Raw genomic sequence first — 26,220 nt, 5'->3', positions numbered from 1 at the left:
ATAAAAATAGCGACCAACAAAACTGCTGCCCGCTATTTTACACTTTTACAGCCCAGTAGGGTACTGCCAGTATATTGCTGTACTGTTTAATCGAGCTCTTTAACTCGGTTTCTCCACACTGCGACCGCAATAAACAACCAGCCGAGAAGAAAACATACACCGCCCAATGGCGTGACAGGGCCAGTCCATTTAGTACCAAGTAGAGCATATAAATAGAGAGAACCCGAAAACAGCACAATACCTAACATAAACAGATAGCCAGCCCAATCCAATAGGCGAGATTTAAGCCAATGACCAGCGAATGCAACCACAATCAATGCAAAGGTATGGTAGAACTGATATTCAACCCCAAGGTTAAAGATGGCGATCATCTCAGCAGAGGCAACATTCTTAAGCCCGTGTGCACCAAATGCCCCAAGGGCAACCGCCATAAAACCGCTTAACGCTGCCAACAATAAAAAACCACTACGCATTTCGCCTCCTGAACCTCACCAGCTTTACACTGTGAGTTAGATAAAGTTTACGCTAGCTCTACACTACGGCGCCTAAGCACTATGAGCCTATGAATGCCTGTATATGTGAAATAGCTTGCGCTAGATTAGTCTCAAACGTGGTACCTGACGACTTTCTTGGTTTAAAACTATGATCGCCATCGGTTAACCAGTGCAATTTCACTTTGTCCATTACCGACCATGTTTCAACTAAGCCTTTATGGCCAAATTTATCGCGCTCGCCTTGAATAACCATAAGCGGTGCTTTGCACTTCTCAATTGGTTCAAGCCGAGGCTCACCACCTTTTAGCGGGATAAAGGGATAACCGAGGCACACAACACCGTCAACTGACAAGCTTTCAGCCAGAATGGCAGACATACGCCCTCCCATCGACTTACCGACGAGGAATATTCTTTGTGGCCTAAAATGCTGCTTTAAGATGCTTAGTTGCAAGGCATAATCTGCTATCAATTTAGGTGCTCGGTCTGGCGGGCGTCGTTTACCATCGATAGCATTGGCGCGCATATAAGGAAAATTGAAACGCACAACTTGAACACCATCTTGCGCAAGGCCACTCGCTAACGAGGCCATAAACTCATGCTGCATATTTGCACCAGCGCCATGAGCCAGAATAATTAACGTATCGCAGTTTTGCTCACCATTAACAGCCAGAGGTGTTAAAAGGTATTCATTTGCATCATAGGCTAGCTCGTCTGCACTGAGCTGCTCCACAGCAGTTGAAATCGCACCATCGAGGTAAGCTTGCTTCAATTTATCCGGTAAGGAGTTCACTGCGAGTCTCCTCTTCAAACATATCAAGCATCCACTCTCTAAAGGCTGCAACCTTACCAATGTCAGCATGGTTTTGCTGACAAACTAAATAATATGCATTTTTACTGACTAGAACCTCAGGAAATGGGCATACCAAACGACCAGCTTTAATATCGGGCCTAGCGAGTACACTGTAGCCTAACGCCACACCTTGCCCGTGAGCAGCAGCTTGTAACACTAAAGAGGAGTGACTAAATATGGGACCTTGGTTCACATTAATATCCGTAATCCCACATTGTCTAAACCAAGCTTGCCAAGCTTGACGGCTAGAATCATGTAATAGAGTGTGATTTTTAAGATCGCTTGGTTTCTCTAATGGCTTAGGGCCACTTAACAACATCGGTGAACAAACTGGAATAAGCACTTCATTACGCAGTTTATCAGCTCGCATTCCACTCCAGTTCCCAAGGCCATAATAGATGGCAACATCGACGTCATCAGTCAACGAACCATCCTCATCATCTACTGCTTTAATTCGTACATCAATATCTGGATTTTTTTCACTAAACTTGGCGAGACGAGGTACTAACCACTGAATAGCAAAACTTGGTGAAGTCGCTACAGTTAAGGAACCAATGGCACTTCTTGCGAGCAATCTATCGGTCGCATCAGCGAGTTGTGTAAAGATATCTTTGATATCAAGAAAGTAACTTTGTCCCTCTTCTGTTAATAAAAGAGAGCGGTTTTTACGCCTGAATAACTTTAGCCCTAAATATTCTTCAAGCGCCTTAATTTGATGACTCACTGCCGCTTGAGTCACAAATAGTTCCTCCGCCGCCCGCGTAAAGCTCAAATGCCTTGCAGCAGCCTCAAATGCTTTCACGGCATTAAGGGGGGGTAGTCGTCTGGCCATAGTGATCGAGATCCCGTTTTTTAATTAGTTTTTCTAATGAGTATTGTTACATTTTATCGTTTGTAAAGGCCAGTATTTTTGGTTAAATTTTGCGCCAACAAAATGATACTAGTTGGACAGCCTCTACGACGTAATTGGGGAGTGTCTAACAACCCAAAATTTCAGCCTGGAGGCTATTGAACATGTTAAACCTTAAAACTGTATTTGTTATCGCACTTCTATCAGCTTCTACCACTGTTAGCGCAGATGAAATTGCTGTTGATACCACTGATCTTGAAGCAACACTAACTGCTAACTTAGCAGAAAGCATGGAGTTAATGCAGGTGCAATTAACTGAAGAGCTAAACACAGTGCTTGTTGCTGAAGAGCAGCAAGAAGACAAAGCGACTAAAACAGTTCAGCTTGCAGACTAATCACTTAACAAGTATTAATACAGTAGAGACGCTCTCAGGCACTTTAATCGACTGATAAAAGTTAAGCCATAGATGGGAAACCATCCCAGTCTCGTTATTAAAGCCACCTATGACGGGTGGCTTTTTCGTGTCTATTGAAAAATATTCCACTTTAACACCACAAAAAAAGCGACCTCCTGGTCGCTTTTTCATCAAAGTAAATAGCCGCTACTTTTTAAGGACGGTAAACCTTAACATTACTGTAACCCTGTTCCTGCAAATAAAGCGCCTGTAGCTTACTCATCACACCGCGGTCGCAATACAATAAGTAAGTCTTGTCTTTTTCTAAGTCTGCGAATTGAGTCGCCAACTTGTAAAAAGGAATCGTCTTGATTTCGATCCCTTCGATTGCTAGCGGATCTTTCTCTTCTTCTTCAGGCGCACGCACATCAATAATCACTTCATCAGCACTGATTGCAGCTACAGTTTCAGCTTCAGTAATTTTGGTGTCCATCTGAATGGCAATCTCTTTGATGTCAATAATGACAGCGTCTTGGATCACTCGATCAATCAAATCGTCAGAGAACTTAGCTTCTTCTGCTTCTACTTTTGCCAGTACCGCTTTCACTGTTGGTTTCTGTGAAATCACCCCACAGTATTCAGGAATAGACTTAGCAAAGTCTTCCGTGCCTATTTCGCGGCTTATATTGATAATATCTTGCTTATCCATCGCGATTAACGGCCGCAGTATAAGCTGCTCTGTACAACGATCGATAACATTTAGATTAGTCAAGGTTTGGCTAGAGACTTGCCCCATCGCTTCACCGGTGACTAATGCTTGAATCCCCATTTTGTCAGCAACACGTGCCGCAGCTCGCATCATCATACGCTTAAGTACAACGCCCATCTGGCCATTGTCGACTCGTTCTAAAATCTCCTGCACAACAGGATCAAACGGCACTGAGATAAACTTTACCTTATGCGACTCACCGTATTTCTGCCACAAATGGTAGGCAACCTGCTTAACGCCAATTTCGTGCTGGTCGCCACCTAAATTAAAGAAACAGTAGTGGGTACGCGAACCACGCTTGATAAACTGATAGCTTGAGACACCTGAGTCGAAACCGCCTGATATAAGTGACAACACATCTTCTTGGGTAGCCATAGGGAAACCACCAAGACCAGGAATACGTTTATCAACCAAATAAAGCTGTTCGTTATCTATCTCTAGATTTACCGTCATGTCAGGATTTTTAAGGCGTACGCCTGCAGCTTCAGTAAACTGGTTTAAACCGCCACCAACATAACGTTCAACTTCAATCGAGTTAAAGTCGTGTTTACCTGCTCGCTTAACCCGCACACAAAATGTCTTGCCTGCTAGCTGGTCTTTATACACGGCTAACGTTTGCTGATAGATATCATCAACAGACTCAAAAGTGCTGACATTCACTTGCAACACATGGGCAATACCTGGAATACAACTTAAGCGCTCGCCAAATGCTTCAATCAAATCAGGTCTATCATCTGGCACCATCACCATGATTTTGTCCCATTGACGTTGCACTTTTGCAGACTCATCGACTTTTTTAAGTACATTACGAATATTGGTTTCAAGCATTTTGGTAAAGCGCATTCTTACCGGCTTGCTTTTCATCATGATTTCAGGGAACAGTTTTACGATAAATTTCATTGGTCTTCCGCGGGGGCAAATTTAAACAGCAATGGGTGGATTATAACAATATCCCGACACGTTTGCGTATATCTGATCTGTCATTATCAGCGAATATTCGTCTTTGCAACCATGAAAGTGGCATATAAAGCAGAGGAAAACCTAAATGGAGTGCAAATAGCAACGGACGCTGCTATCTGCTCGAGAGGCTAGTTTAACTATTTTGAGACTTGGATCTCGTCAGACTCTTTGGCCTTGCCCTGTTCAATAGCGATTTCGACACGGCGATTGCGCGCTCTATTAGCTGGCGAGTTGTTCTCGACCAATGGCGCCGATGAAGCCATCCCCACGACCTTAAGCCGCTGCTGATCAAATCCTTTCACTCTGATCATTTCATGGGCGACCGCAACCGCACGTTTGCTCGAAAGATCCCAGTTCGAGCTATATAGTTCATTAGAGATATTCCAGTCATCGGTATGCCCAGAAACGGTAACAATACCTGGAACATCCTTTAAAAGTTCACCGACTCGTCTAACAATTGGCTTGAAACGTGGCTGTAGAAAACCTGAACCCGATGCAAAAGCACCTTTTTCACGAATACGAATAATGATCTGCTGCCCGAGAGATTCTATTTCAATCGCGCCATCAATAATCTCCTTATTGAGCTCCTGCGCCATTTTCTTAACTTGCTGATTAATTTGTTCCTGCGCAGCAGCTTCTGCTTTTGAGGCTTCACTTTTAGACTCAGAAGTTGACTTGGCTAATGCCTGTGCATCTTCTTGCTCTTGGGCTGTCGACGATGACTCGCCACCACGTTGCTCACCACGTTGCTGCTGCACGCCACCAGCACTGTCATCTTCACCCGCCTGAAACTCTAACATAGGCTCAGTCATTTCGTTGGTTTGCTGATTGATGATTTCAATCGGAGTAGACTCCGGCCTGCCAGGCCTAAATTCCAATGCTATGACCGAGGTTCCCTTAGGAATATCTTTCACTTCTACCTTATTTTGCACCCCAAATGCATACTTCATTGAGCCAGCAATCTGCTTAAACTTCATCACATCCATTTCTGAGAATGCGAGTAAAAGTACAAAAAAGCACATCAATAACGACATCAAATCAGCAAAAGTTGCCAACCACAAAGGAGCACCTGGTGGTGGGCAGTCACATTTGACTTTCTTAGCCATGGAGCTAAGCCCCGTCCAAGGTATCTATAGTGCGAGATTTTTCAGAAAGGTAATTTTTGAGGAAGCCCTCAATCACACGAGGATTCTGGCCATCTTGAATCGCCAATACCGCATCCATAATCAGGTTACGATTAAGCATCTCTTCGTTCATGCGCAGTGACAATTTATCCGCAATCGGCAGCGCAACCATGTTGGCTACAACGGCGCCGTATAGTGTCGTAAGCAGTGCAACCGCCATTGCAGGTCCGATCGATTTAGGGTCGTCCATATTCGATAGCATGCCAACCAAGCCGATCAGCGTACCAATCATGCCCATCGCTGGCGCTACATCGCCGATAGACTTAAAAATTCCAACGCCAGTTTTATGCCGCTCTTCAGTCAAAGCGATATCTTTTTCAAGCGCATCTCGCACCACATCCCCATCATGACCATCAACGAGCATGTCGACTGCTTTTTGCATAAAGCTGTTGCTAATTTCAGCCTCTTCCAACGCTAAAAAACCGCCTTTGCGAGCAGCGTCAGCCATGGTAATTGATTGTTCAATTAGATCTTCAGGTTTATCTATTTTAAAGATAAACGCTTTAGCAGCGATTTTGGCAGAACCTAGGAATTGTTTAAGGTTATATTTCATCATCACGACGAACAGTGAACCAATCATCACAATTAAGATTGAGGGCACATTAATGAAGATCCCGATCCCACCGCCACTTGCCATCGCCATAATAACGAAGCCAAAAGCACCAATCAGTCCTATTAGGGTTGCTAAATCCAAAATCGCTCCTCAAATACCAATATAATCACGCTGCTAATGCAATCGAATGCCCACAATAATAACTAAAAACGCTAGCGTCGATAAAATCCATAAGCGACAATATTACGCTTACAGCGTGACAGCAAGCACCACGTAAATAAACGGCTAAATAGCACGCACATTTTCAATGTTGCACCTAATATAACGACCAAAGTTAAGATCTCTTGAGTGATATTTCCCGCATTTGTTACGCTAAATCCGTTAAAATAGATCCCAAATGTATATTTCACGTATTCACTCAATAGGCTATTACCAAAAGCAGCTGATAGAATTGACTAACGAAATATGCTTTAAGTGGATGGTTTATGCGCGAAAACGTGCTTTTGTGCAAATAGTCAACGGCTTAATTTGACCCTTGTGGCTTGCTGATATACTTTGTGTATCGCTTAATTCTAGGAATGATCATCGTGGCAAAAAAACCAGAAAACCTCTCTTTTGAAGAATCGCTTTCCGAACTAGAAAAAATAGTCGCTGACCTAGAGCACGGTGATGTCTCCCTCGATGACGCGTTAAAGCAATTTGAGCGTGGGATTAAGCTTGTTCGTAATAGCCAAGGTAAATTAGAAAATGCACAGCAAAAAGTTGCTGTGCTCATGCAAGAAGAGGGTGTCGACTCTCTAAAGCCTTATGATATTGAGGGTGAGTAATTGTTAACAGAGTCACTAGGTACATACCAACAACGTATAAACCTTCAACTCGCTGCTCGTATTGATGCGCTTGACGATATCGATCCAAAGCTAAAAGCAGCAATGAAACATGGCGCCTTAATTGGCGGTAAGCGGATTCGTCCCTTTTTGGTGTATGCCATCGGCGAGATGTTAAACGTTAAACTCGAAACATTAGATTCTTGCGCCGCGGCAATAGAGTGTATTCATGCGTATTCACTTATCCATGACGATCTTCCCGCAATGGATGATGATGCCCTGCGCCGCGGTCAGCCGACTGTACACATCGCTTTTGATGAAGCCACTGCGATTCTAGCAGGTGATGCCTTGCAAGCTCTGGCATTTGAAATTATCAGTGAGCCGATAGACAGCATTACGCCATCACAGAATTTAGCCATGGTTAAAGCCTTAGCAAATGCCTCTGGTTACAGTGGTATGTGCGGCGGCCAAGCAATGGACTTAAGTGCTACAGATAAGCAGATAGAATTAGCAACCCTTATCCAGCTGCATAAACTAAAAACTGGCGCACTCATCCGCTGCGCAGTTGAGTTTGCCATTATTGCTGCAAAGATTAACGATGACGAACGACAAGCTTTACTCGACTTTGCTGATGCCATAGGGCTAGCATTTCAGGTACAAGACGACGTTTTAGACATTATCGCCAGTACCGAAGAGCTTGGAAAACCTCAAGGTTCTGACACAGATTCAAATAAAAGCACTTATCCGAAGTTGCTTGGTTTAGAAGGTGCTCAACAAACTGCTGCAAGTTTGGTTGAGGACGCACTATCAGCGCTGGCTAAATTACCATACAATAGCCAGTTAATTGCCGAATTCGCCCGTTATATCATTGAGCGAAGAGTATAAATAAGAGACAAAGAATCTCGATATGAGTTTTGATATTTCTCAATTTCCTGTGTTAGCACAGGCAAATACCCCAGATGAGCTGAGACAGCTCCCTCAAGCCGTTCTGCCACAATTGGCTGACGAACTTAGAGGTTTCCTTTTGAAGTCAGTGGGTAAATCAAGTGGCCATTTTGCATCAGGCCTTGGCACTGTCGAGCTGACAGTGGCGATCCACTATGTCTACAACACACCATTTGATCGACTCATTTGGGATGTTGGTCATCAAGCCTATCCACATAAGATCCTTACAGGTCGCCGCGATAGAATGCACACTATTCGCCAAAAAGGTGGGGTTCACCCTTTCCCATGGCGTGAAGAAAGTGAATACGACACCTTTAGTGTTGGCCACTCAGGAACTTCTGTGAGCGCTGCGCTGGCAATGGCGGTTGCCGCTGAAAAAGAGCAAGCCGGTCGTAAAGTCGTTTCCGTTATTGGCGACGGCGCGATGACTGGCGGCATGGTGTTTGAAGCCATGAATCACGCAGGCGATCTGCATAACGATATGCTGGTGATCCTCAACGACAATGAGATGTCTATTTCTGAGAACGTAGGCGCGCTCAACAACCACCTTGCTCAGCTTATGTCAGGACGTTTCTACACCACGATTCGTGAGAACAGTAAGAAAGTGCTTAAAGGTATGCCGGTTATCAAAGAGATGGCTAAGCGCACTGAAGAGCACCTTAAAGGCATGGTTGTGCCTGGTACTATGTTTGAAGAGCTTGGTTTTAACTATATTGGCCCTATCGATGGCCATGATGTAGATGCCTTGGTTGAGACCTTACGCAATATGCGTAACCTCAGCGGACCACAGATTTTACATATCATGACTAAAAAAGGTCGTGGTTATGAGCCTGCTGAAAAAGATCCTATCGGCTGGCATGCTGTGCCTAAGTTTGACCCGTCAACCTTTGAAAAACCGGCTAGCAAGCCAAGTGACCCAACCTTTTCACAGGTATTTGGTAAGTGGCTGTGTGATGTCGCCGAAAAAGATGAAAAGCTTCTGGCTATTACGCCTGCAATGCGCGAAGGCTCAGGCATGGTCGAGTTTTCACAGCGTTTTCCTAAGCAGTATTTTGATGCGGCCATTGCCGAGCAACACGCTGTCACCTTAGGGGCAGGTTTTGCCTGTGAAGGTTATACGCCTGTGGTTGCTATCTACTCGACCTTCCTCCAACGTGGTTATGATCAACTGATCCACGATGTAGCGTTGCAGAAACTACCAGTGGTGTTTGCTATCGATCGCGGTGGTATTGTTGGCGCAGATGGTCCAACTCACCAAGGGGCATTCGATTTAAGTTTCATGCGTACCGTGCCGAATATGGTGATCATGGCACCGTCTGATGAAAACGAGTGTCGTCAGATGCTTTATACCGGTTATTGCTACAAAGAGGGGCCAACAGCTGTACGCTACCCTCGTGGCAGTGCAACTGGCGCTAAACAAGTTGAAACCATGACGGCAATGCCAATTGGTAAAGGTTTAATAAAGCGCACAGGGCAAAAGGTTGCCATCCTAAACTTTGGTACCACGCTGGCAAATAGTTTAGTTGCCGCAGAAGCGCTTGATGCCACCGTTGCCGATATGCGCTTTGTAAAGCCACTTGATGTTGAGTTGGTTAAACAGCTAGCTAACAGTCATGACGTGCTAGTTACCGTTGAAGAGAACGCCATTATGGGCGGCGCAGGCTCAGGGGTACTTGAGCTACTGCAAACTTTGAAACTGCCAAAGCCAGTGCTGCAAATTGGCTTACCCGATGAGTTTATTAAGCACGGCGCACCTGATGAAATTATCAGTGAACTTGGGCTTGATGCTGCAGGTATCCAACAGCAGATTGAAGAGTATTTAGCTTAAACTCATTTAGTCAATATCAGATATAAAAAAGGACTGCATTCGCAGTCCTTTTTTATTTAAAGCGTGTCTAGCAGCTAAAAGTTAGCCTTGAGATACCATTACCATTGCAGGGCGCAATAGACGCTCGTTAAGAGTGTAACCTTTCTGCATAACCATCATCACGGTATTAGCAGGGAAATCAGCGCTAGGCTGCATGCCAATTGCTTGGTGAAGCTCAGGGTTAAACGTTTCGCCTTGCGGGTCAACTTGCGTTAGACCAAACTTTTCAACGGCACTAACAAAACTCTTAGCCGTTAACTCAACACCTTCATAAATCGCTTTAGTCGCTTCAGCTTCTGCATCGGTTCCCTGAAGCGCTCGCTCCATGTTATCCAGTACAGGTAGCAGTTCGTTGGCAAACTTCTCAAGCGCAAACTTACGCGCCTTCTCAACATCAATCGCGGCGCGGCGACGGATGTTGTCTACTTCAGCTGCCGCTCGGATCACTGAGTCTTTTTGTGAATCCACGGTTGACTGTGCTTCTTGCAAAGCTTTTTCTAGCTCTTCTACACGAAAGTTAGCTTGAGTTAGTTCGTCCATTAAAGAGGCTTCATCGCTACCTTCTGTCAGTAACTCGCCCTCTACAATTGATTCAACTTGCTCATCAATTTGGTTATCTTGTGCTTTATTTGTTTCGTTGCTCATTTCTGCTCCAGCTAAAAATGCTTTGTTTCTGCATGCTCTGGGCATATTATGGGGATCAATTTTGAGGTTTCAAGGCCTAAAGCCGGATCTGACACAAATATGAGCAATACCTTTCACACTATTGGACTTATTGGCAAACCTAACCATGAAGGAACCAATCTCACCCTAAAGAGATTGCATCATTGGTTAACCATGCAGGGCTACAGCGTCTTGGTTGAGGAGCGCGTTGCCGCCGATGTCGGCTCACATACTTATTCGGTCGACCTATTAGAGATTGGCGCGAAATGCGACTTAGCAATAGTTGTCGGCGGCGACGGAAATATGCTGGGTGCTGCACGCGTATTGGCTAGATTTGATATCGCCGTTATTGGGGTTAACCGTGGTAACTTGGGCTTTTTAACCGACCTGCCACCTGACTCCTTTGAAGAAGCTTTGTCAAAAGTACTTGAAGGTGAATTTGATACCGAGCACCGTTTCTTACTTGAAGCTGAAGTGCACCGTCATGGTGAGCTTAAATCGAGTAATACCGCAGTCAACGAAGCCGTACTTCACCCGGGTAAGATTGCCCATATGATTGAGTTTGAAGTCTATATAGATGATAAATTCATGTATAGCCAACGTGCCGATGGCATGATTGTGTCAACGCCTACGGGTTCTACCGCCTATTCACTATCCGCTGGCGGTGCAATTCTGACTCCCAATCTTGAAGCGATGATTTTGGTACCTATGTTCCCTCATACTCTTTCTTGTCGGCCTATCGTGGTCGATGCTTGCAGTATTATTAAACTGGTGGTGTCGCCACACAATGGTGACAACTTAGAGGTGAGCTGTGATGGCCACGTCAACTTGTCAGTGCTACCAGGTGATGAAATCATCGTAAAACGTAGCGCAGATACTCTCAGGCTTATTCATCCTAAAGGGCACAACTATTTCCACGTACTAAGAACGAAACTAGGCTGGGGAAGTAAACTGTTTTAAGTCGCGATGAAGAGTCAGTAATGATACTACTGACTCGCATATTTCAGAGGAGCAGACAACGTATCAAAACCACAACAATGCAATAACAATTACGATATTAAAGAGTGGTCGCAAAGATTAAAGACGTTATTTAGCACACTTATTGGTTAGATTATCACAGCCCCAAAGCTCTTTACTCTCGGCTACGCCATCTCAATGAGAATAACGATAAAATATAATGTCGTTATTTTTAAACAAGTTAATTAGATAATTCTGCTGATAAGTATTAACCCTAACCAAGAGTGTGACCCATATCACAATCTAGTTTTGTTGTTTCAACCAAAGCCAATAGCAAAACCCGAAAGTATTAGATCAAACATTACGGAAAATTTACATTTTTTAATTGTTTTATCTAAAAAACAATCAAAAAAACACCCTCAATAGTTTTTTGTATCACTCCCTATTGCTTTCACAGTAATATTCGCGTGATCCAGATCACATCTGAAAAACCTAGCGAACGCGGGTGCATCTCACTACTAGCATTCTCAACCACAATTAAGGTACAAACTGATCTAGATCATATTAGGGTTAGCCTAATTAACGTCTAGTACACACCTCAACCCGTCGATATCAATAATTAAACATAAGTCGGGTACTAACAATTGAAGTTCGCCACCCAATAATCAACGAGGCAAGCATGACCTTTATTCAACTTCTCGCAAGCTTAACGCCGATAATCAGTGTAATGCTGTTTTTGGTGCTTTTACGGATGCCAGCATCAAGAGCAATGCCCATATCCATGGTTTTTACAGGACTAGCCGCTGTCTTTGTTTGGCAAATGGATACCACTTTTCTGGCAGCGTCTGTAGTCGAAGGTCTACTATCAGCACTCACACCATTAACCATTATTTTTGGTGCCGTGTTCCTGCTTAATACGCTTAAATACTCCGGCGCTATGGATACCATTCGTGCAGGGTTTACCAACATTAGTGCCGATGCCCGGGTACAGGTGATTATTATCTGTTGGCTATTTGGCTCGTTCATTGAAGGTTCAGCAGGCTTTGGGACACCAGCTGCTATTGGTGCACCATTATTAGTGTTATTGGGCATTCCACCTATCGCTGCCGCTGTGGTTGCGCTTATCGCCGATTCCACTTCGGTGTCATTTGGTGCAATTGGCCTACCGGTTCTGTTCGGAATGGACCAAGGCCTTACCCAGGGCGGCGTCAACATGGCCGCCGAGCAAATTGCCCAGCATGGTGGCAGCTTTGCTGATTACGCCCAGTTTATTGCGATGCACATGATCACTATCGACTTGATCACCGGTACCCTTATTCCATTAACTATGGTTGCAATTCTGACAGGTTTCTTCGGCCGTAATAAGTCCTTCAAAGAGGGCTTAGCGATATGGAAGTTCGCTTTATTTGCCGGCCTTTCATTCACCATTCCAGCTTGGTTGATTAACTACTTTGCCGGCCCTGAGTTCCCATCAGTCATTGGCGCACTTGTCGGTATGGCAATTGTGATTCCTGTCGCTAAGAAGGGATACCTGCTACCCAAAGAACCTTGGAATGATTTTGCTGAAAACGATGGCCAAGAGCGTAAAGAAGTGGCGACCAAAACTCAATTATCCCAAGTTGCCGCATGGTCACCATACATCATCATGGCTGCACTACTGGTGCTATCTCGAACTGTAGAGCCGCTTAAAGCTTGGTTAACGAGCTTTAATATCAGCTGGACCGGTTTACTCGGTACGGAGCTCAAAGCCGGTTTTGCAACGCTTTACGCACCTGGTGCCTTCTTTGTGCTGGTATGTATCTTAGGTTTCTTTCTGTTTAGAATGAAATCACCAGCGATTAAAGAATCAATCTCTGTTTCTTGTAAATCTATGGTGCCAACTATTATTTCATTAGGTGCATCGGTACCTATGGTGAAAATCTTCCTTAACTCAGGTGAAAATGCTTCAGGGCTTGCTTCTATGCCAGTAGCACTGGCAGATACTTTAGCAGGCAGCATGGGCGCAGTTTGGGCTTGGGTGTCGCCTATTGTGGGGATCTTCGGCGCCTTCCTGTCAGGTTCAGCCACCTTCTCTAACATGATGTTCTCAGGGCTTCAATACAGTGTTGCCGATAATATTGGCGCTAACCATGCGTTAATTCTCGCCATGCAAGGCATTGGTGCTAACGCCGGCAACATGATGTGTGTGATGAATGTTGTCGCCGCTGCAACCGTTGTCGGTATGGCTGGACGCGAATCTGAAATTATCCGTAAAACCATGCCTGTTGCACTAGGCTATGCTTTAGTAGCAGGTACGATTGCCGCGCTATGGGGCGGCTTCTAGTTCAAAGCTATAAAACTAATAACAATAATAATTGAGAGAGCCGCAAAGAGCGGTTCTCACCCACGATTATAAAAGTGTGTAGAGATAGAATCGATGTCAATTAATTATGAAGCTGTATTAAGAGATCTACGTAAGCAAGTTGGTGAAGACGCCGCCACCAACGATCCAGTACGCCGCTTTGCTTGGTCGACTGATGCCAGCTACTTCAGAATCGTACCAGAAATTGTTGTCCATGCTGACAGCTTAGAGCAAGCCAAACGAACACTCGCTATTGCTCGCACTTATGGTGCACCAGTCACCTTCAGAGCCGCAGGTACCAGCCTTTCAGGTCAAGCCATTGGCGAAGGTATCTTACTTATTTTAGGTCACGATGGCTTTAGAACATTGTTAGTAAGCGATGATGCCAACCAAATCACTTTAGGCACTGCCGTTATTGGCGCAGATGCTAACACCGCGCTAAAACCATTAAACAAAAAGATTGGCCCAGATCCAGCAACACTCGCATCGGCTAAAATTGGTGGCATTGTGTCAAACAATGCTTCTGGCATGTGTTGTGGTACTGCGCAAAACAGCTATCAGACTATCGCATCAGCCAAGTTACTTTTTGCAGATGGCAGCGAACTTGATACTGGCTGCGACGCCTCAAAAGCAGCCTTCACTAAGTCACATCCAGAGCTGATAAAGTCACTGCTCGATTTAGCAGAGATGACGCTAAGCAATCAAACGCTGGCAGACAGAATTCGTAAAAAATTCTCTATTAAGAACACCACAGGTTATAGCCTTAACGCACTCGTGGATTTTAGCGATCCATTTGAGCTTATCAACCATCTTATTGTGGGCGCTGAAGGTACCTTAGCCTTTGTCGAAGAGGTGACCTACAACACCGTTGATGAAGCACGTTTTAAAGCCTCGGCGATGGCAGTATTTTTCAATATGGAAGATGCCGCAATGGCGATTCCACCATTAGTCGGTGATAGCGTTGCCGCAGCCGAACTGCTTGACTGGGCATCGATAAAGTCTGTTACAGGTAAAGAAGGTATGCCGCTTTGGCTGTCTGAGCTACCTGAAGGCGCATCAATTCTACTTATTGAATCCCGTGCTAACGATAAAGAGACGCTTGAAAGCTACACCCAAGATGTTATTACCAAACTGGCGCATATTGATACAGAGCGCCCTATTACCTTTAGTGACGACCCAGCAGTATTTGGTCAATACTGGGCGATGCGCTCAGGACTGTTCCCTATTATTGGCGGCGAGCGACCAAAAGGGACTTCTGTCATTATTGAAGATGTCGCCTTTGAGCTAGAGCACCTTGCTGCTGCAGCTAATGATTTAACTGAACTATTCCATAAGCATAATTACCCAGAGGGCGTTATCTATGGTCATGCATTAGCTGGAAATTTCCACTTCATCATTACGCCAACTTTCAACTCTCAGGCTGATATTGAACGTTTCCACGCGTTTATGCAGGATGTTGCCGAGATGGTGATCAACAAATATGACGGCTCGATGAAAGCCGAGCACGGCACAGGCCGTGCTGTCGCTCCATTTGTAGAGATGGAATGGGGTAGCGATGCATATACCTTAATGAAACGGATTAAACAGATCTTTGACCCACAAGGCCTATTAAATCCAGGTGTTATTCTTAACGACGATAGCCAAATTCACGTTAAGAATATTAAACCCTGCCCTGTGGTAGATGATCTCGTCGACAAGTGTATTGAGTGTGGTTTCTGCGAAAAGACCTGTCCAACCTCAGCACTTAATATGTCACCGCGACAACGTATCGCCACTTTGCGTGAAATTGAGCGTCTTGAGCAATCGGGTGATAAGCAAGCCGCCAGCGAGATGCGCGCTGCCGCTAAATACGATGTGGTTGATACCTGCACTGCTTGTCAGCTTTGTACAATTGCCTGCCCTGTCGATAACAGCATGGGTCAGCTAGTACGTAAACTGAGAACGCCTTACATCAGTACTACAGAGCAAAAAGTACTCGATTTCCAAGCTAAGCATTTTGGCGCGGTCAATCAAGTGATCAGCACAGGTTTTAATGTGTTAGGCAGCATCCATAAAATCACTGGTAGCGCTGTTACTGGTGCGATAATGAAAGCCGGTCGTGTAGTGACTAAAGAGGTTCCCTACTGGAATCCTGACTTCCCTAAAGGCGGTAAGCTACCAAAACTTGCCGCGCCAATTCCAGGGCAAGAAACCGTGGTTTACTTCCCCGCTTGCGGTGGTCGTACATTTGGTCCAACACCGAAAGACCCTGACAATAGAACCTTGCCAGAAGTGGTTGTGACTCTGCTAGAGCGCTCCGGTTACAACGTTATCACTCCAGAGAAAACCCGAGATCTATGCTGTGGTCAAATGTGGGAGTCAAAGGGTGATTTTAAAAATGCGGACGCAAAACGCAAAGAGCTAATTGAAGCAGTAGCCGCTATGACTCAAGGCGGCAAATTACCAGTCATTATCGATGCGCTATCTTGTACTTACCGCACACTGGCTGGAGACGATTCATTAACCGACAAGGTTGAGATTGTTGATATGGTCGACTTTATCCATGACAAATTACTGGATAAATTAACCATAACCGCCAAGAAACCTGCGGTAGCGCTGCACCTAGGCTGTAGTGCACGTAAGATGAAGATTGAGCCAAAAATGGAAGCGATCGTTGATGCTTGTAGTACACAAACCATTCGACCTGCAGGTATAGATTGCTGCGGTTATGCCGGTGAGAAAGGACTTTATAAGCCTGAAATCAATGCCAGCGCGCTGCGAAACATCAAAAAGCTCATCCCTGTTGATGTCAAAGAGGGCTATTACGCTAACCGTATGTGTGAAGTGGGCTTAACTCAACACAGCGGCGTGTCATACCGACACTTAGCTTACTTGCTAGAAGAGTGTACTCGATAGTTGCAGCATTAATTGGCCTGCATAGGTTTTCCTGTTAGAGACAACAGAACGTACTTTAGTTTAGCAAGTCTGAGATGAAGAATTAGAGGCTACATTAGCCTCTAATTCTTTTTGCTTTTCATTAACATATCTAGTTTCCCGCCTTAGTCACTTTTAAAAAGTATCAACTCAAACTTTAGAGTATTAACTCAATATAACCATACTAAACAGTTACCTAGCTTATTTTCATTTTTGCAAAAGTCTTGTGTTTTATTTACTAAATTAGCACTACTTTTTATAAGGTTATGCGCCTATATTAATCGGGTGAGGAAATCTAAAGCGAATATCGAGCTAAATTAAAGTCCGCTTGTTGCAGACTTTTTGCGGCTCTTAAATCGCATAATAATGTCTGCAAATAGAAGAGAAAGCACAATGAAGATAGCACTTTTCATTCCGTGTCTAGTGAACCAAATGGTTCCCGAAGTTGGGATCGCGACACTTGAACTACTAGAAAAACTCGGTCATCAAGTCATACTGCCCGCAGGCCAAACCTGCTGCGGCCAACCAATGACAAACTCAGGCTGTTTTAACGAAGCCAAAAAAACCACATTAAAACTGCTCAACGCCTTCAAAGGTGTAGAGTGTGATGCCATCGTATGCCCAGCCGCTTCTTGCTTAGTGGCGGCGAAAGAGAACTTTCACGAATTCGATGACAGCCCTGAAGCACAAGCCGTTATCGCAAAGCTTTATGAGTTAACTGAGTTTTTGCACGATGTCGCGCCGATCCCTGCATTTAGCAAACCCTTCCCCCACAAGATTAGCCTACAGATGAGCTGTCATGGTATTCGCATGCTTGACTTGGCCACACCGAGTGAGCAGATGGGGCCGCGCATGAACAAGTTCGAAGCGGTGCTTGCTGCAATCCCTGAAATAGACATTGTTTACCCCGATAGACGTGACGAATGCTGCGGTTTTGGTGGAACATTTGCGGTTGATGAGGGCGCTGTTTCTGCCAAAATGGGCAAAGATAAAGCCCAAGCTCACGCGGCAACGGGCGCTAAATACGCCGTTGGCTTCGACCCTTCTTGCCTACTGCATATTGACGGCATGGTAAGACGTCAGAAATTACCGATTGAGACGCGCCACATCGCTCAAATCATTAACGCAGCGCTATAGGAGCAGACATGTCGACTTCAAAATCAAACGTCCATGCCCATAAAGCAGAGATTTTCTGTAAAGATGAGTCTCGGGTAGACTGGCACTCAAAAGCCCTTTGGACGCTGCGAGAAAAACGCGATAGAGCCGCTGGTAGCTTGCCTGAATGGGAGCTGTTACGCCAAATTGGTTCTGAGATGAAGCTGCACACGCTAACACATTTAGCCCAATATTTAGAAGAATTTGAGCAAAACTGTACTGCCAATAATATTAAAGTACATTGGGCAAAAGATGGTGCTGAGCACAACAAAATCGTCCACCAAATATTAGCTAAGCACCAAGTCAAAAAAGTGGTTAAGTCTAAATCGATGCTCACCGAAGAGTGCCACATGAATCCCTATTTGGAAGACCGTGGTATTGAGGTTATCGACACTGATTTAGGTGAACGCATTATTCAGCTTGCTGAAATGCCACCATCACATATCGTGGTGCCCGCTATCCATATGAAGAAAGAGGAAGTGGGCGATCTTTTCCATGAAAAATTGGGCACGAATGCTGGCGCTTCCGATCCTCTTTATCTGACCCGTGCAGCACGTAGCCATCTGCGTGAGCAGTTTTTATCAGCCGATGCGGCAATGACTGGCGTTAACATGGCAGTCGCAGATACTGGCGCAGTGGTTGTTTGTACCAATGAAGGTAATGCCGATATGGGCGCTAACTTACCTAAATTACAACTGCACTCTATGGGTATCGATAAAGTCGTACCTGATCTTGATAGCGCTGCAGTGCTGCTACGAACACTAGCAAGAAATGCCACAGGTCAACCGATCACCACTTATAGCTCTTTCTACCGCGGTCCACAGGAAGGCGGAGAGATGCACGTCATTATCGTCGATAATGGCCGCACGGATATGCTTAAGGATAAGATTTTAGCTGAATCGCTGAAGTGTATTCGCTGCGGTGGCTGTCTAAATACCTGCCCGGTTTACCGTCGTTCTGGTGGTTACAGCTATAACTACACCATTCCCGGTCCGATTGGTATCGCTGTTGGTGCGCAAAATGATGATACCAACTCTATACCTTGGGCGTGTACATTATGTGGCAGTTGCACCTATGTATGTCCAACCAAAGTACCGCTGGACAAGATCATTCACCACCATAGACGGCTTAAAGCAGAAGCTGGAAAGCTGCCTTATGGAAAGTCGAGTTACATGCCATTAGTGGGTAAGTTTATGGCCAGTGAAACCGCACTTAACTGCTCGATGGGCATCGCCCGCACGGCACTTAAGATACTTCCTGGCAGTGTGCTTAAGCCATTCTCAGGAGCATGGGGAAAATATCGCGAATTGCCAGTGGCACCAAACTCAAGCTTTGAAGCTTGGTTTAAGAAAAACAGAGGTTAACAACATGTCGAGCAAACAGGAAATTTTCAATGCACTTAAAAGTGCCGCGATTACCCCGCAAGCAATGCCATGTATTGATGTCGCACCGCGTATCGATGACTTAGTCGGTCAATTTGAAACAAGCTTAAATACTGTTGCTGGAACTCTACACCGTGACGGCGGCTTAGCAGCACTGCAAACAACGGTGGATGAGCATATAGCAAAAGGGTTGCAGATCATCTCTTTGGTTGACGGCATTAATGGCAACCGTACTGTGAGCGACACAGCACATGAGCTTCGAGATATCGACTATGCGGTAATTCCAGGTGATTTAGGCGTTGCTGAAAATGGTGCTATCTGGGTTAATAATAAAAGTCTTGGCCATAGAGTTACGCCTTTTATCTGTGAGAACCTATTGTTGGTGATTGAAGCTAAAAGCATTGTAGCCAATATGCATCAAGCGGCAAAGCTGATGACTTTAGCACCTGGTGAATTTGGTACTTATATCGCAGGCCCTTCTAAAACCGCTGATATTGAGCAGGCTTTAGTCGTTGGTGCCCATGGTGCCTGTAGTTTGAATGTCTATCTGACTTAATCTGTACTTTAAACTAGTTGCCACTAATAAAATGAGGTGCTCATATCGAGTCACCTCATTTTTATAACGGCCAAGCAATAGCGATTGCAGCAAGCAACTCTAATACTTAGACAAAGTATAATCTAAACGTACTGTTGATTTTGCTTCAGTCGCTTTTCCATCCACAAACTTAGGGGCATAGCGCCAAGATTTTATTGCCTTCAAAGATTCCTTTTCAAATCTAGAACCCCCATCAGATTCTATGATTACAGGCTCAACAACAAAGCCCATTTCATCGACGGTAAAATCAATAATTGTCCAACCTTCTCTACCTGCTCTAGCTGCAGAAATGGGATACATCGGCTCTTTGCGAAACAAAGGTGATTGTTCTTGCTCAGGGCTCCATGGCTGCATACTACCAATAGCGATGCAATGCTGAGTAGATTTATCGCTCTCACCTTGTCGCTCATAAAGCTCCACCAATTTCGCGTGCGCTGCCAGTTCATAAGGGTGATCAAACTCCAGCGCTTCAAATTGCTCAATCACATACAACAATGCAGTTTCTGCTTTATCGTAATGTTTCTCGGCATATTCAATTGAACCGACTGTATAAGCCGCTAATACTCGCTTCATTGAATTTTCCGGCAGTAGCTGCTGATAAGTTTGATAAGCATCAAGCATATAATCACGTACTTTGCGGGTGTAATACTGACTATTAGAGAGCATTTCAAAATAGGCTTTTTGCGTATCGGCCAGCAGCATTGGATTTTCAGAGTCTGCTGCAATGTCTAATGCGTCATTCAAGTATTCTCGGGCTTCTTTTTTACTACTGGAATCTGCCAAGCCCATTAATGGATCGATTAACTCAACCGCGTCAGCACCATACTCTTTTTTATAGTTATCCAGTGCGACTTTATACAGTGCAAACGCTTGCTCTTTTAGGGCATCTGCTTTCGCTTTATTTTCTTCTGTATAGGGATTAGCCGGCATATTTTGAATTGATGCATCGCCAGCATTAAGGGCTAACATGGCAAGATCTAAGCTGTCACCAGCAAACTTTTGGGTGCCAAGCTTATACGCTTGCAGAGCATAATTCTCAATATCGGTATTGTTTTTTGCCACTACAGCCGCTTTGTAAGCCTTATAGGCATCACTAAACTCAGAGGCTGATAATGAGCTTACCATCAACATTGAGGTGGACAGTGCTGCCACTAAGATAGTTTTGGGGAATAACTTCATGTTTAACATCCTGTTTTATAACTCATATTGAAAACTTAAGCCCTGCATACAGGCCTACAATTTCGCAATAACAACGATTCCTTGTGACACTTTACTTCTTTATAAATTACTAATGCAACTCATACTTATGAATGGCTGAATGAACTTCTGTTCATGTTCAGAGATGTCCCGATAGCCCCAGTCTTTTACTCGTAGCAATTAACGCTGATTCAAGCTGTTCACGATTGATGTCCGCCATCGACAATATCTCTATTCTTGAGTCCATCGCATCATCAAGTTCAACAATTGACAGTTCAGACTCGACGCCATTAAAGCCTGCTATGCCTTCATCGGTGATCATCACCGCCTTTAGGCGAATAACATCGAGACCTTTGACAAATTCAAGCAGCTTATCAAAATCAAACTCGTAGCTTACATCGAATACCCAACCACAACTGTAAAATCCATCAACTTGTTTGGTCTTACATACTAACCCATGCTCATCAAATTCAAGTTGCTGCGCACTGGTATCTGCAGAGAACAGCGGACTGTAGTTTATATCTAACAGGCGTGCTTTAGGTTGAATAGTCACAGCTTGCACGGCTCGGACATTTGTCGCAGTTGACAGCTTATGAGGCAAGTTGATTGATGCTAAAATCGCAGGCAGTAACGCTTCATTCTGGGTATAACGCCAAGGTTCGACCGTCATGGTTTGCCCCTTTTCTATAGTGTTATCTTTAAGATATTGCTGCAATTCACCAATGAGTTTTTCGTCATAAGTATCAGCTTTACTGGCTAGCACAAGATCCGCCACCTGCAACTGCTGGTTAAAAATCTCATGTTGGGTATAACGGCTATCGCTAAGTTTTCGCGCATCAACTAGGGTGATACAGGACTTCATTGATAACACTTGCTGGTAATGGGCTTGGGTCAACACTTTTAGCACTTCATGTGGATGACCAAGCCCTGTGGGTTCAATGAGTAAACGATCGGGTTTAGCCTTGGCAATCAACTGATTGATTGCCACCTGCATGGGCAGGCCCGCAGCGCAGCACATACAGCCACCAGCCACTTCTTTTATCTGTATTTGGTCCGTTTCACTGCCTAATAGACCGGCATCAATGCCTATCTCACCAAATTCATTGACCAGTACCGCCCACACTTCACCCGCAGGTTTTTGGCTTAATAACGTTTTAATGAATGACGTCTTCCCCACACCGAGAAAACCGGTAATGACGTTGGTCGGGATTATTTTTTGGATCATGATGACAGCTCTGTGACGCAAGGTATTCAAGATTTTAATCGGGAACAGAGGTCAATGTCACGACTGATATGGTAATCAGAACTCCAAATAGCTCCAATACCAATGGCATTCAGTAATTGACCCGTTCAGAGCCCCTCAGTTTTTTCAATTCAAAGCGCATTGGTAAAGAAATGGTTATTCCCTTTTAAGCCAATGCAAAGCAGAAGTGGAAAGCCTGAAGGGCTCACGTAGTGCGGCTGAGGTTAAAATAATTGGCAAAACGCTGAATGGTCAAACTTTTAATGCCATTGGTATAACCCAGGTACTTCGATGAGAAACACCTGCAAAATGTGTAGCTTCTGCTAGGTTTTATAGGTAACAAATCAAAAACTTGCCGATGGAGTGTGACATTTCTATGCTACCTAAACAGCTCATGCTATGGCTGACATTTGTTGCAGCGTCATTGCTACCCAGTTGTCTTTTCGCAAATTGGTCTTCCTTTGAGGCGCCCGAATTAACAAAGCAAAGTCAGTCTATCGCCCAAAGAACCAAGGCACTCCCTGAGCAGCACATTGCGACAAGTCGCGATCAAAGCCATGCAACGAGCATACTCATCGACACGTTTGGCCAGCAGCAATCTCATGCGAAATCCCTTAATCAACAGCTGCAACAGTTTAGAAAATCTAGCACTGATAAAAATTGGTTCAGCATTGAACAAACGAGACTTTCACTTGATAGTCTGAGCCAAAACAAAGCATATCTTTTAGCTTATGTGCCGCCTAGTGTTAATGAACGCTTTACTGGATTTGGCCCCGATGGGGTCAGGCAGCTAATGTTAGAGATTCAAGTCACTGAAGCCATCATCAACTATCAGCTCCTATTCCAGCTACGAAGCTTAGCCACATTCATCGCGGATCTTAAAGTCTCCCCCTTCCCGCTGGTAGTATTGGTTTTCAAGCTCGCTTTAATCGCAATGCTACTGTCATGGTGGCTAAAACATGCACCTACATTAATTGTGACTCAACTTGAAAACACTAAAAGTAAACCGTTAGCTCACGAGCCCATTAGTCACTCGTTTTGGCGTTACCTTAATAAAATACAGGCACCACTAGCTTGGTTTATCACCCTTTCGGTGGTGCTAAACACCTTAGTCAGTTTACCAGGCCTTGATAGCATCAATTATCTCAGCGTGGTCATTAACTGGAGCTTTGCCGCTGTCATTGTTATTCGCTTAATCACCGAGTTTGCTTCACACCATAGCCATTACAATAATCAATCAGAGATTGTTGAGCTAAGAGTGCGCACAGTAAAGCATTGGGTATGGACGATTGTGATTGCCGCTATCGTACTCAAAGCCACGGCAATGAGTGTCTACCAAGGCACGATATACGCTTGGGTTAAAACAGTAATACTGCTTATATTACTGCTTCTACTGATAAAAACATTAAGAGATTGGCGTAACATTGTCTTTAAGCAACTCGGTCAGATTGAGGAGCAACCAGCCTACGTTACATGGGCTATATCAAAGCGCAATAATCTATTTTTAGCACCAATAGCGACATTCATCGGTGTATACCGCCTGTTCTCGCAACGGTTATTCCAAGCACTTTTTAATAAGCTTTCAAAATACGAAAATTTTAAACATGCGCTAGCCTATTTTTTTAGAGTTGAAGTTGCCAAACAAAGTAAAGCTGACAAAGAGAACACCAACATGGTGCGAATTAAGGGCGAAAGAACCTATCAGTTTGTTACTCCTGGCCATGAAGATAGCGAACTGATTGAAGATTATGCCAGTAATGAGCTCAATGAAATCGCGCGCTATGTGTTAGCCCCCTCTCCCGCAATGGCACTGATTTACAGCGAACGCGGGCTCGGGCTAACCACCCTGTTAAAACGAGTCATCTATCGAGCTGATTCAGAAAGTGCGATTTACATCAATTGCCCCCACGCTGGATACAGTGCACTGATAGCACAAATTAACAGCGCGGTAGGCCTAGCTGAAGATGCCGATGAAACTGAGTTAATTAAACTGCTGCGCAATACCGACAAACGCTATGTTTTTTGTGTCGATGATTGCCAACGCATCATAAGCCCTAAAGTCGGCGGATTAAATCACTTAATGAAGCTATCTAAGCTACTACGCCGAGGTCGCAATCAGCACGGCATGTTACTGGGTATTGAACAGTCAGCGTGGCGCTTTGTGGGCCGTGCCCGCGGTGAGCGTTTACTGTTTGATAAAGTCATCGCGATGCCTCGCTGGAATGAGACCCAAATCGCCGCCTTGCTCAGTAGTCGCATGACTAACGATGGCGACAATGTCTTGAGTTTTGCAGGCTTAAAGTTACCCAAGCAATGGGATGAACAGGAACTGTCTGAGATAGAGCGCGCTGAACAAGGGTTTTACCGTATTTTATGGGATTACTCCGACGGCAACCCCAGCGTTGCACTGCGTTTCTTCAGGCAATCTCTGCATCAAGACAAAACCACTGGCGAAGTATTTGTGCGGATCTTCAAGGCACCGGATGCCAAAGAACTCGAAAGCATGCCAAAACCTATGCTCGCGGTGCTTAGAGCCATTGTACAGTTAGAAGTTGCCTCAGCAGAAGAGCTAGCGGCTTGCACCCAATTGGGTTTTGCAGAGGTACTGAATACCCTGCGCTATTTTCAAAACCGAGGCTTTATAGAACTGATTGACGACAAAGCAAAGATATCTTCGCATTGGTTTAGGTACATCACCAATACCTTGCATAATCAACATTTATTGGTGAAGTAAATGAAAATACAAGCATACGCAACACTATTGCTACTGGCGTTATTCTTAAGCTTTCAAGCACAGGCAGAAACGCTATCGCCGAACCTCGACAGTCTTACCGAAATTGCCAGCCTTATCCGCTGGAGCGGTGTATTTATGTCAATATTAGTCCTGTTTGTAGCTTGGTTAATGCTGAAATTCACGCAGAACATCGTTGACTCAATCAGCAGCCAATTTGCCCAACGGCGAATGCTGGCGCAAAAGCTACAATCTTTCTTCCAATTTTTTGTCTATATGACGGCTGGTATTTCAGTATTTATGCTCAGCTTTAGAGTTGACGACAGAGTACTGACGTTAATCGGAGGCACGCTGGCGGTATCGGTTGGCTTTGCAATGAAAGACCTTGCGGCTTCATTTATAGCGGGCTTAACAGTAATGATAGACAGGCCATTTCAAGTCGGAGATAGAGTGACCTTTGAGGGGCATTATGGCGATATTATCGCTATCGGCCTGCGCTCGGTGCGTATGTGCACTTTAACAGACGACATTATCACGATCCCCAACAGTAAGTTTTTAAGTGATGTTGTAGTCAGTGGCAATTATGGCGCACTAGACATGCAAGTGGTGATCCCTTTTCATGTTGCACTAGACCAAGACTTGACACTGGCAACCGATATTATCAGAGAAGCTGCAGCCTCAAGCCGCTATATTCACCTGCCAAAGCCTATCGTGGTGTTAGTGAAACAGGATATTAGCGACAGCTACTTTGCCATTAAGCTCACTTTAAAAGCCTACGTGTTAGATATTAAATATGAGAAGCTATTCGAAACAGATATCACCCTAAAAGTCATGCAAGAGTTTAAAAAGCAGCAAATCTGCCCACCTGCAATCATGCAAAGCACCAAACTCACCCGTTAGGAGATTAATCGGCAAGTCGAGTTGCGAAAAAATACTAGTCGATAAAGTGCTGGTCAATATAAGCGCACCAAAGGTCCGAATCAGCAGCAGGTAAAGATTCATTACCTCTGACACCGAGCTTAAACTCCACCACAGAGCGCCACTCCATAGAGCCTAAATCAGGGCCATGACCTTGACCGTCACCACTAACAACTTGTTTATCAACCTTTGCAAACCATGCTTGATTACACTGGCTTTCAATCAGCTCAAGCTTTGATGCTTTGTTTTCTCGTTCAGCACCATCACATGCAACGGTGAGAACACAAATCACCACAGCTAGAACTTTGTAACTAGTAAATCTGATTTTCATAGAAGGTTTACCTCTTAGCAAACGCTATAATATGTTCAATACTCGCCCTCCTATTAAAATTAAACAAGCTTTAAGCGACAGCATTGTAGTGGTACGGTGAATT

Annotated in this window: 23 protein-coding genes; 12 read left to right on the top strand and 11 right to left on the bottom strand. The window is 44.6% G+C overall.

Annotated elements, in window-relative coordinates:
- Positions 1 to 86: 86 nt before the first annotated feature.
- The 3 genes from AB4135_RS18255 to AB4135_RS18245 form a co-directional block, all read right to left on the bottom strand.
- Positions 87 to 473 carry a DUF423 domain-containing protein gene (locus AB4135_RS18255; protein ID WP_020913646.1) on the bottom strand — a complete coding sequence of 129 codons (387 nt, stop codon included), beginning with the start codon at positions 471 to 473 and terminating at the stop codon, positions 87 to 89.
- A 79-nt stretch (positions 474 to 552) separates the two neighbouring features.
- The gene (locus AB4135_RS18250; protein WP_371994895.1) at positions 553 to 1,164 is read right to left on the bottom strand and encodes an alpha/beta fold hydrolase; all 612 of its coding nucleotides are present in this window, start codon (positions 1,162 to 1,164) and stop codon (positions 553 to 555) included.
- Between the two features lie 100 nt (positions 1,165 to 1,264).
- Positions 1,265 to 2,176: a transcriptional regulator GcvA gene (locus AB4135_RS18245; protein WP_371994882.1), complete on the bottom strand. Its 912-nt coding sequence runs from the start codon at positions 2,174 to 2,176 to the stop codon at positions 1,265 to 1,267.
- 182 nt (positions 2,177 to 2,358) lie between these two features.
- On the opposite strand from AB4135_RS18245, the gene AB4135_RS18240 reads away from it, so the two are divergent.
- Positions 2,359 to 2,589, top strand: coding sequence for a hypothetical protein (locus AB4135_RS18240; protein WP_371994881.1), 231 nt, complete (start codon positions 2,359 to 2,361; stop codon positions 2,587 to 2,589).
- Between the two features lie 214 nt (positions 2,590 to 2,803).
- Here AB4135_RS18240 and thiI read toward each other — a convergent pair whose 3' ends face one another.
- The 4 genes from thiI to AB4135_RS18220 form a co-directional block, all read right to left on the bottom strand.
- Complete coding sequence (thiI, locus tag AB4135_RS18235) at positions 2,804 to 4,258, bottom strand: tRNA uracil 4-sulfurtransferase ThiI (RefSeq protein ID WP_371994880.1); 1,455 nt, start codon at positions 4,256 to 4,258, stop codon at positions 2,804 to 2,806.
- 197 nt (positions 4,259 to 4,455) lie between these two features.
- On the bottom strand, positions 4,456 to 5,424 hold the full coding sequence (locus AB4135_RS18230) for a flagellar motor protein MotB (RefSeq protein WP_371994879.1): 969 nt from the start codon (positions 5,422 to 5,424) through the stop codon (positions 4,456 to 4,458).
- Between the two features lie 4 nt (positions 5,425 to 5,428).
- On the bottom strand, positions 5,429 to 6,196 hold the full coding sequence (pomA, locus tag AB4135_RS18225) for a flagellar motor protein PomA (protein ID WP_220737265.1): 768 nt from the start codon (positions 6,194 to 6,196) through the stop codon (positions 5,429 to 5,431).
- A gap of 71 nt (positions 6,197 to 6,267) precedes the next feature.
- Positions 6,268 to 6,465 (bottom strand): hypothetical protein, encoded by a 198-nt coding sequence (locus AB4135_RS18220; protein ID WP_371994878.1) that lies wholly within the window; start codon positions 6,463 to 6,465, stop codon positions 6,268 to 6,270.
- A gap of 177 nt (positions 6,466 to 6,642) precedes the next feature.
- On the opposite strand from AB4135_RS18220, the gene xseB reads away from it, so the two are divergent.
- From xseB to dxs, 3 genes are read left to right on the top strand one after another with little or no spacing between them, the layout of a single operon-like run.
- Entirely contained in the window at positions 6,643 to 6,882 is a 240-nt protein-coding gene (gene xseB / locus AB4135_RS18215) for an exodeoxyribonuclease VII small subunit (RefSeq protein ID WP_371994877.1), read from the top strand.
- Positions 6,883 to 7,764 carry a (2E,6E)-farnesyl diphosphate synthase gene (ispA, locus tag AB4135_RS18210; protein ID WP_371994876.1) on the top strand — a complete coding sequence of 294 codons (882 nt, stop codon included), beginning with the start codon at positions 6,883 to 6,885 and terminating at the stop codon, positions 7,762 to 7,764.
- A 22-nt stretch (positions 7,765 to 7,786) separates the two neighbouring features.
- Positions 7,787 to 9,652 (top strand): 1-deoxy-D-xylulose-5-phosphate synthase, encoded by a 1,866-nt coding sequence (dxs, locus tag AB4135_RS18205; RefSeq protein ID WP_371994875.1) that lies wholly within the window; start codon positions 7,787 to 7,789, stop codon positions 9,650 to 9,652.
- Positions 9,653 to 9,733: 81 nt separating this feature from the next.
- Here the strand turns inward: dxs and grpE are convergent, their stop codons facing one another.
- On the bottom strand, positions 9,734 to 10,336 hold the full coding sequence (grpE, locus tag AB4135_RS18200) for a nucleotide exchange factor GrpE (RefSeq protein WP_371994874.1): 603 nt from the start codon (positions 10,334 to 10,336) through the stop codon (positions 9,734 to 9,736).
- Between the two features lie 99 nt (positions 10,337 to 10,435).
- On the opposite strand from grpE, the gene nadK reads away from it, so the two are divergent.
- The 6 genes from nadK to AB4135_RS18170 all read left to right on the top strand — a co-directional run bounded on the left by nadK (position 10,436) and on the right by AB4135_RS18170 (position 19,658).
- A complete protein-coding gene (nadK, locus tag AB4135_RS18195; RefSeq protein ID WP_371994873.1) occupies positions 10,436 to 11,314 on the top strand; it encodes an NAD(+) kinase in 879 nt (292 codons plus the stop codon).
- Between the two features lie 676 nt (positions 11,315 to 11,990).
- Entirely contained in the window at positions 11,991 to 13,634 is a 1,644-nt protein-coding gene (locus AB4135_RS18190; protein ID WP_371994872.1) for an L-lactate permease, read from the top strand.
- Between the two features lie 93 nt (positions 13,635 to 13,727).
- Positions 13,728 to 16,547, top strand: a complete 2,820-nt coding sequence (locus AB4135_RS18185) for an FAD-binding and (Fe-S)-binding domain-containing protein (RefSeq protein WP_371994871.1) — start codon at positions 13,728 to 13,730, stop codon at positions 16,545 to 16,547.
- 411 nt (positions 16,548 to 16,958) lie between these two features.
- Complete coding sequence (locus AB4135_RS18180) at positions 16,959 to 17,702, top strand: (Fe-S)-binding protein (RefSeq protein WP_371994870.1); 744 nt, start codon at positions 16,959 to 16,961, stop codon at positions 17,700 to 17,702.
- Between the two features lie 8 nt (positions 17,703 to 17,710).
- Positions 17,711 to 19,084 carry a lactate utilization protein B gene (locus AB4135_RS18175; protein WP_371994869.1) on the top strand — a complete coding sequence of 458 codons (1,374 nt, stop codon included), beginning with the start codon at positions 17,711 to 17,713 and terminating at the stop codon, positions 19,082 to 19,084.
- 4 nt (positions 19,085 to 19,088) lie between these two features.
- Positions 19,089 to 19,658 (top strand): lactate utilization protein C, encoded by a 570-nt coding sequence (locus tag AB4135_RS18170; RefSeq protein WP_371994868.1) that lies wholly within the window; start codon positions 19,089 to 19,091, stop codon positions 19,656 to 19,658.
- A gap of 99 nt (positions 19,659 to 19,757) precedes the next feature.
- On the opposite strand, the gene AB4135_RS18165 is transcribed toward AB4135_RS18170, so the two are convergent.
- A complete protein-coding gene (locus tag AB4135_RS18165; protein ID WP_371994867.1) occupies positions 19,758 to 20,876 on the bottom strand; it encodes an energy transducer TonB in 1,119 nt (372 codons plus the stop codon).
- A gap of 157 nt (positions 20,877 to 21,033) precedes the next feature.
- The gene (locus AB4135_RS18160; RefSeq protein ID WP_371994866.1) at positions 21,034 to 22,119 is read right to left on the bottom strand and encodes a GTP-binding protein; all 1,086 of its coding nucleotides are present in this window, start codon (positions 22,117 to 22,119) and stop codon (positions 21,034 to 21,036) included.
- Between the two features lie 394 nt (positions 22,120 to 22,513).
- Here AB4135_RS18160 and AB4135_RS18155 point away from each other — a divergent pair, with 394 nt between their 5' ends.
- Together AB4135_RS18155 and AB4135_RS18150 are read left to right on the top strand one after the other, a co-directional pair.
- The gene (locus tag AB4135_RS18155) at positions 22,514 to 24,871 is read left to right on the top strand and encodes an AAA family ATPase (RefSeq protein ID WP_371994865.1); all 2,358 of its coding nucleotides are present in this window, start codon (positions 22,514 to 22,516) and stop codon (positions 24,869 to 24,871) included.
- Positions 24,872 to 25,768: a mechanosensitive ion channel family protein gene (locus AB4135_RS18150; protein WP_371994864.1), complete on the top strand. Its 897-nt coding sequence runs from the start codon at positions 24,872 to 24,874 to the stop codon at positions 25,766 to 25,768.
- Positions 25,769 to 25,802: 34 nt separating this feature from the next.
- On the opposite strand, the gene AB4135_RS18145 is transcribed toward AB4135_RS18150, so the two are convergent.
- Positions 25,803 to 26,117 carry a hypothetical protein gene (locus AB4135_RS18145; RefSeq protein WP_371994863.1) on the bottom strand — a complete coding sequence of 105 codons (315 nt, stop codon included), beginning with the start codon at positions 26,115 to 26,117 and terminating at the stop codon, positions 25,803 to 25,805.
- Positions 26,118 to 26,220: the final 103 nt, after the last annotated feature.

It is taken from the genome of Shewanella sp. 10N.286.54.B9, from assembly GCF_041468565.1.
In the GTDB taxonomy this organism is placed as follows: domain Bacteria; phylum Pseudomonadota; class Gammaproteobacteria; order Enterobacterales; family Shewanellaceae; genus Shewanella.
Note: the sequence above shows the minus strand (reverse complement) of the source record. Positions and strands in the feature narration are given on the sequence as shown.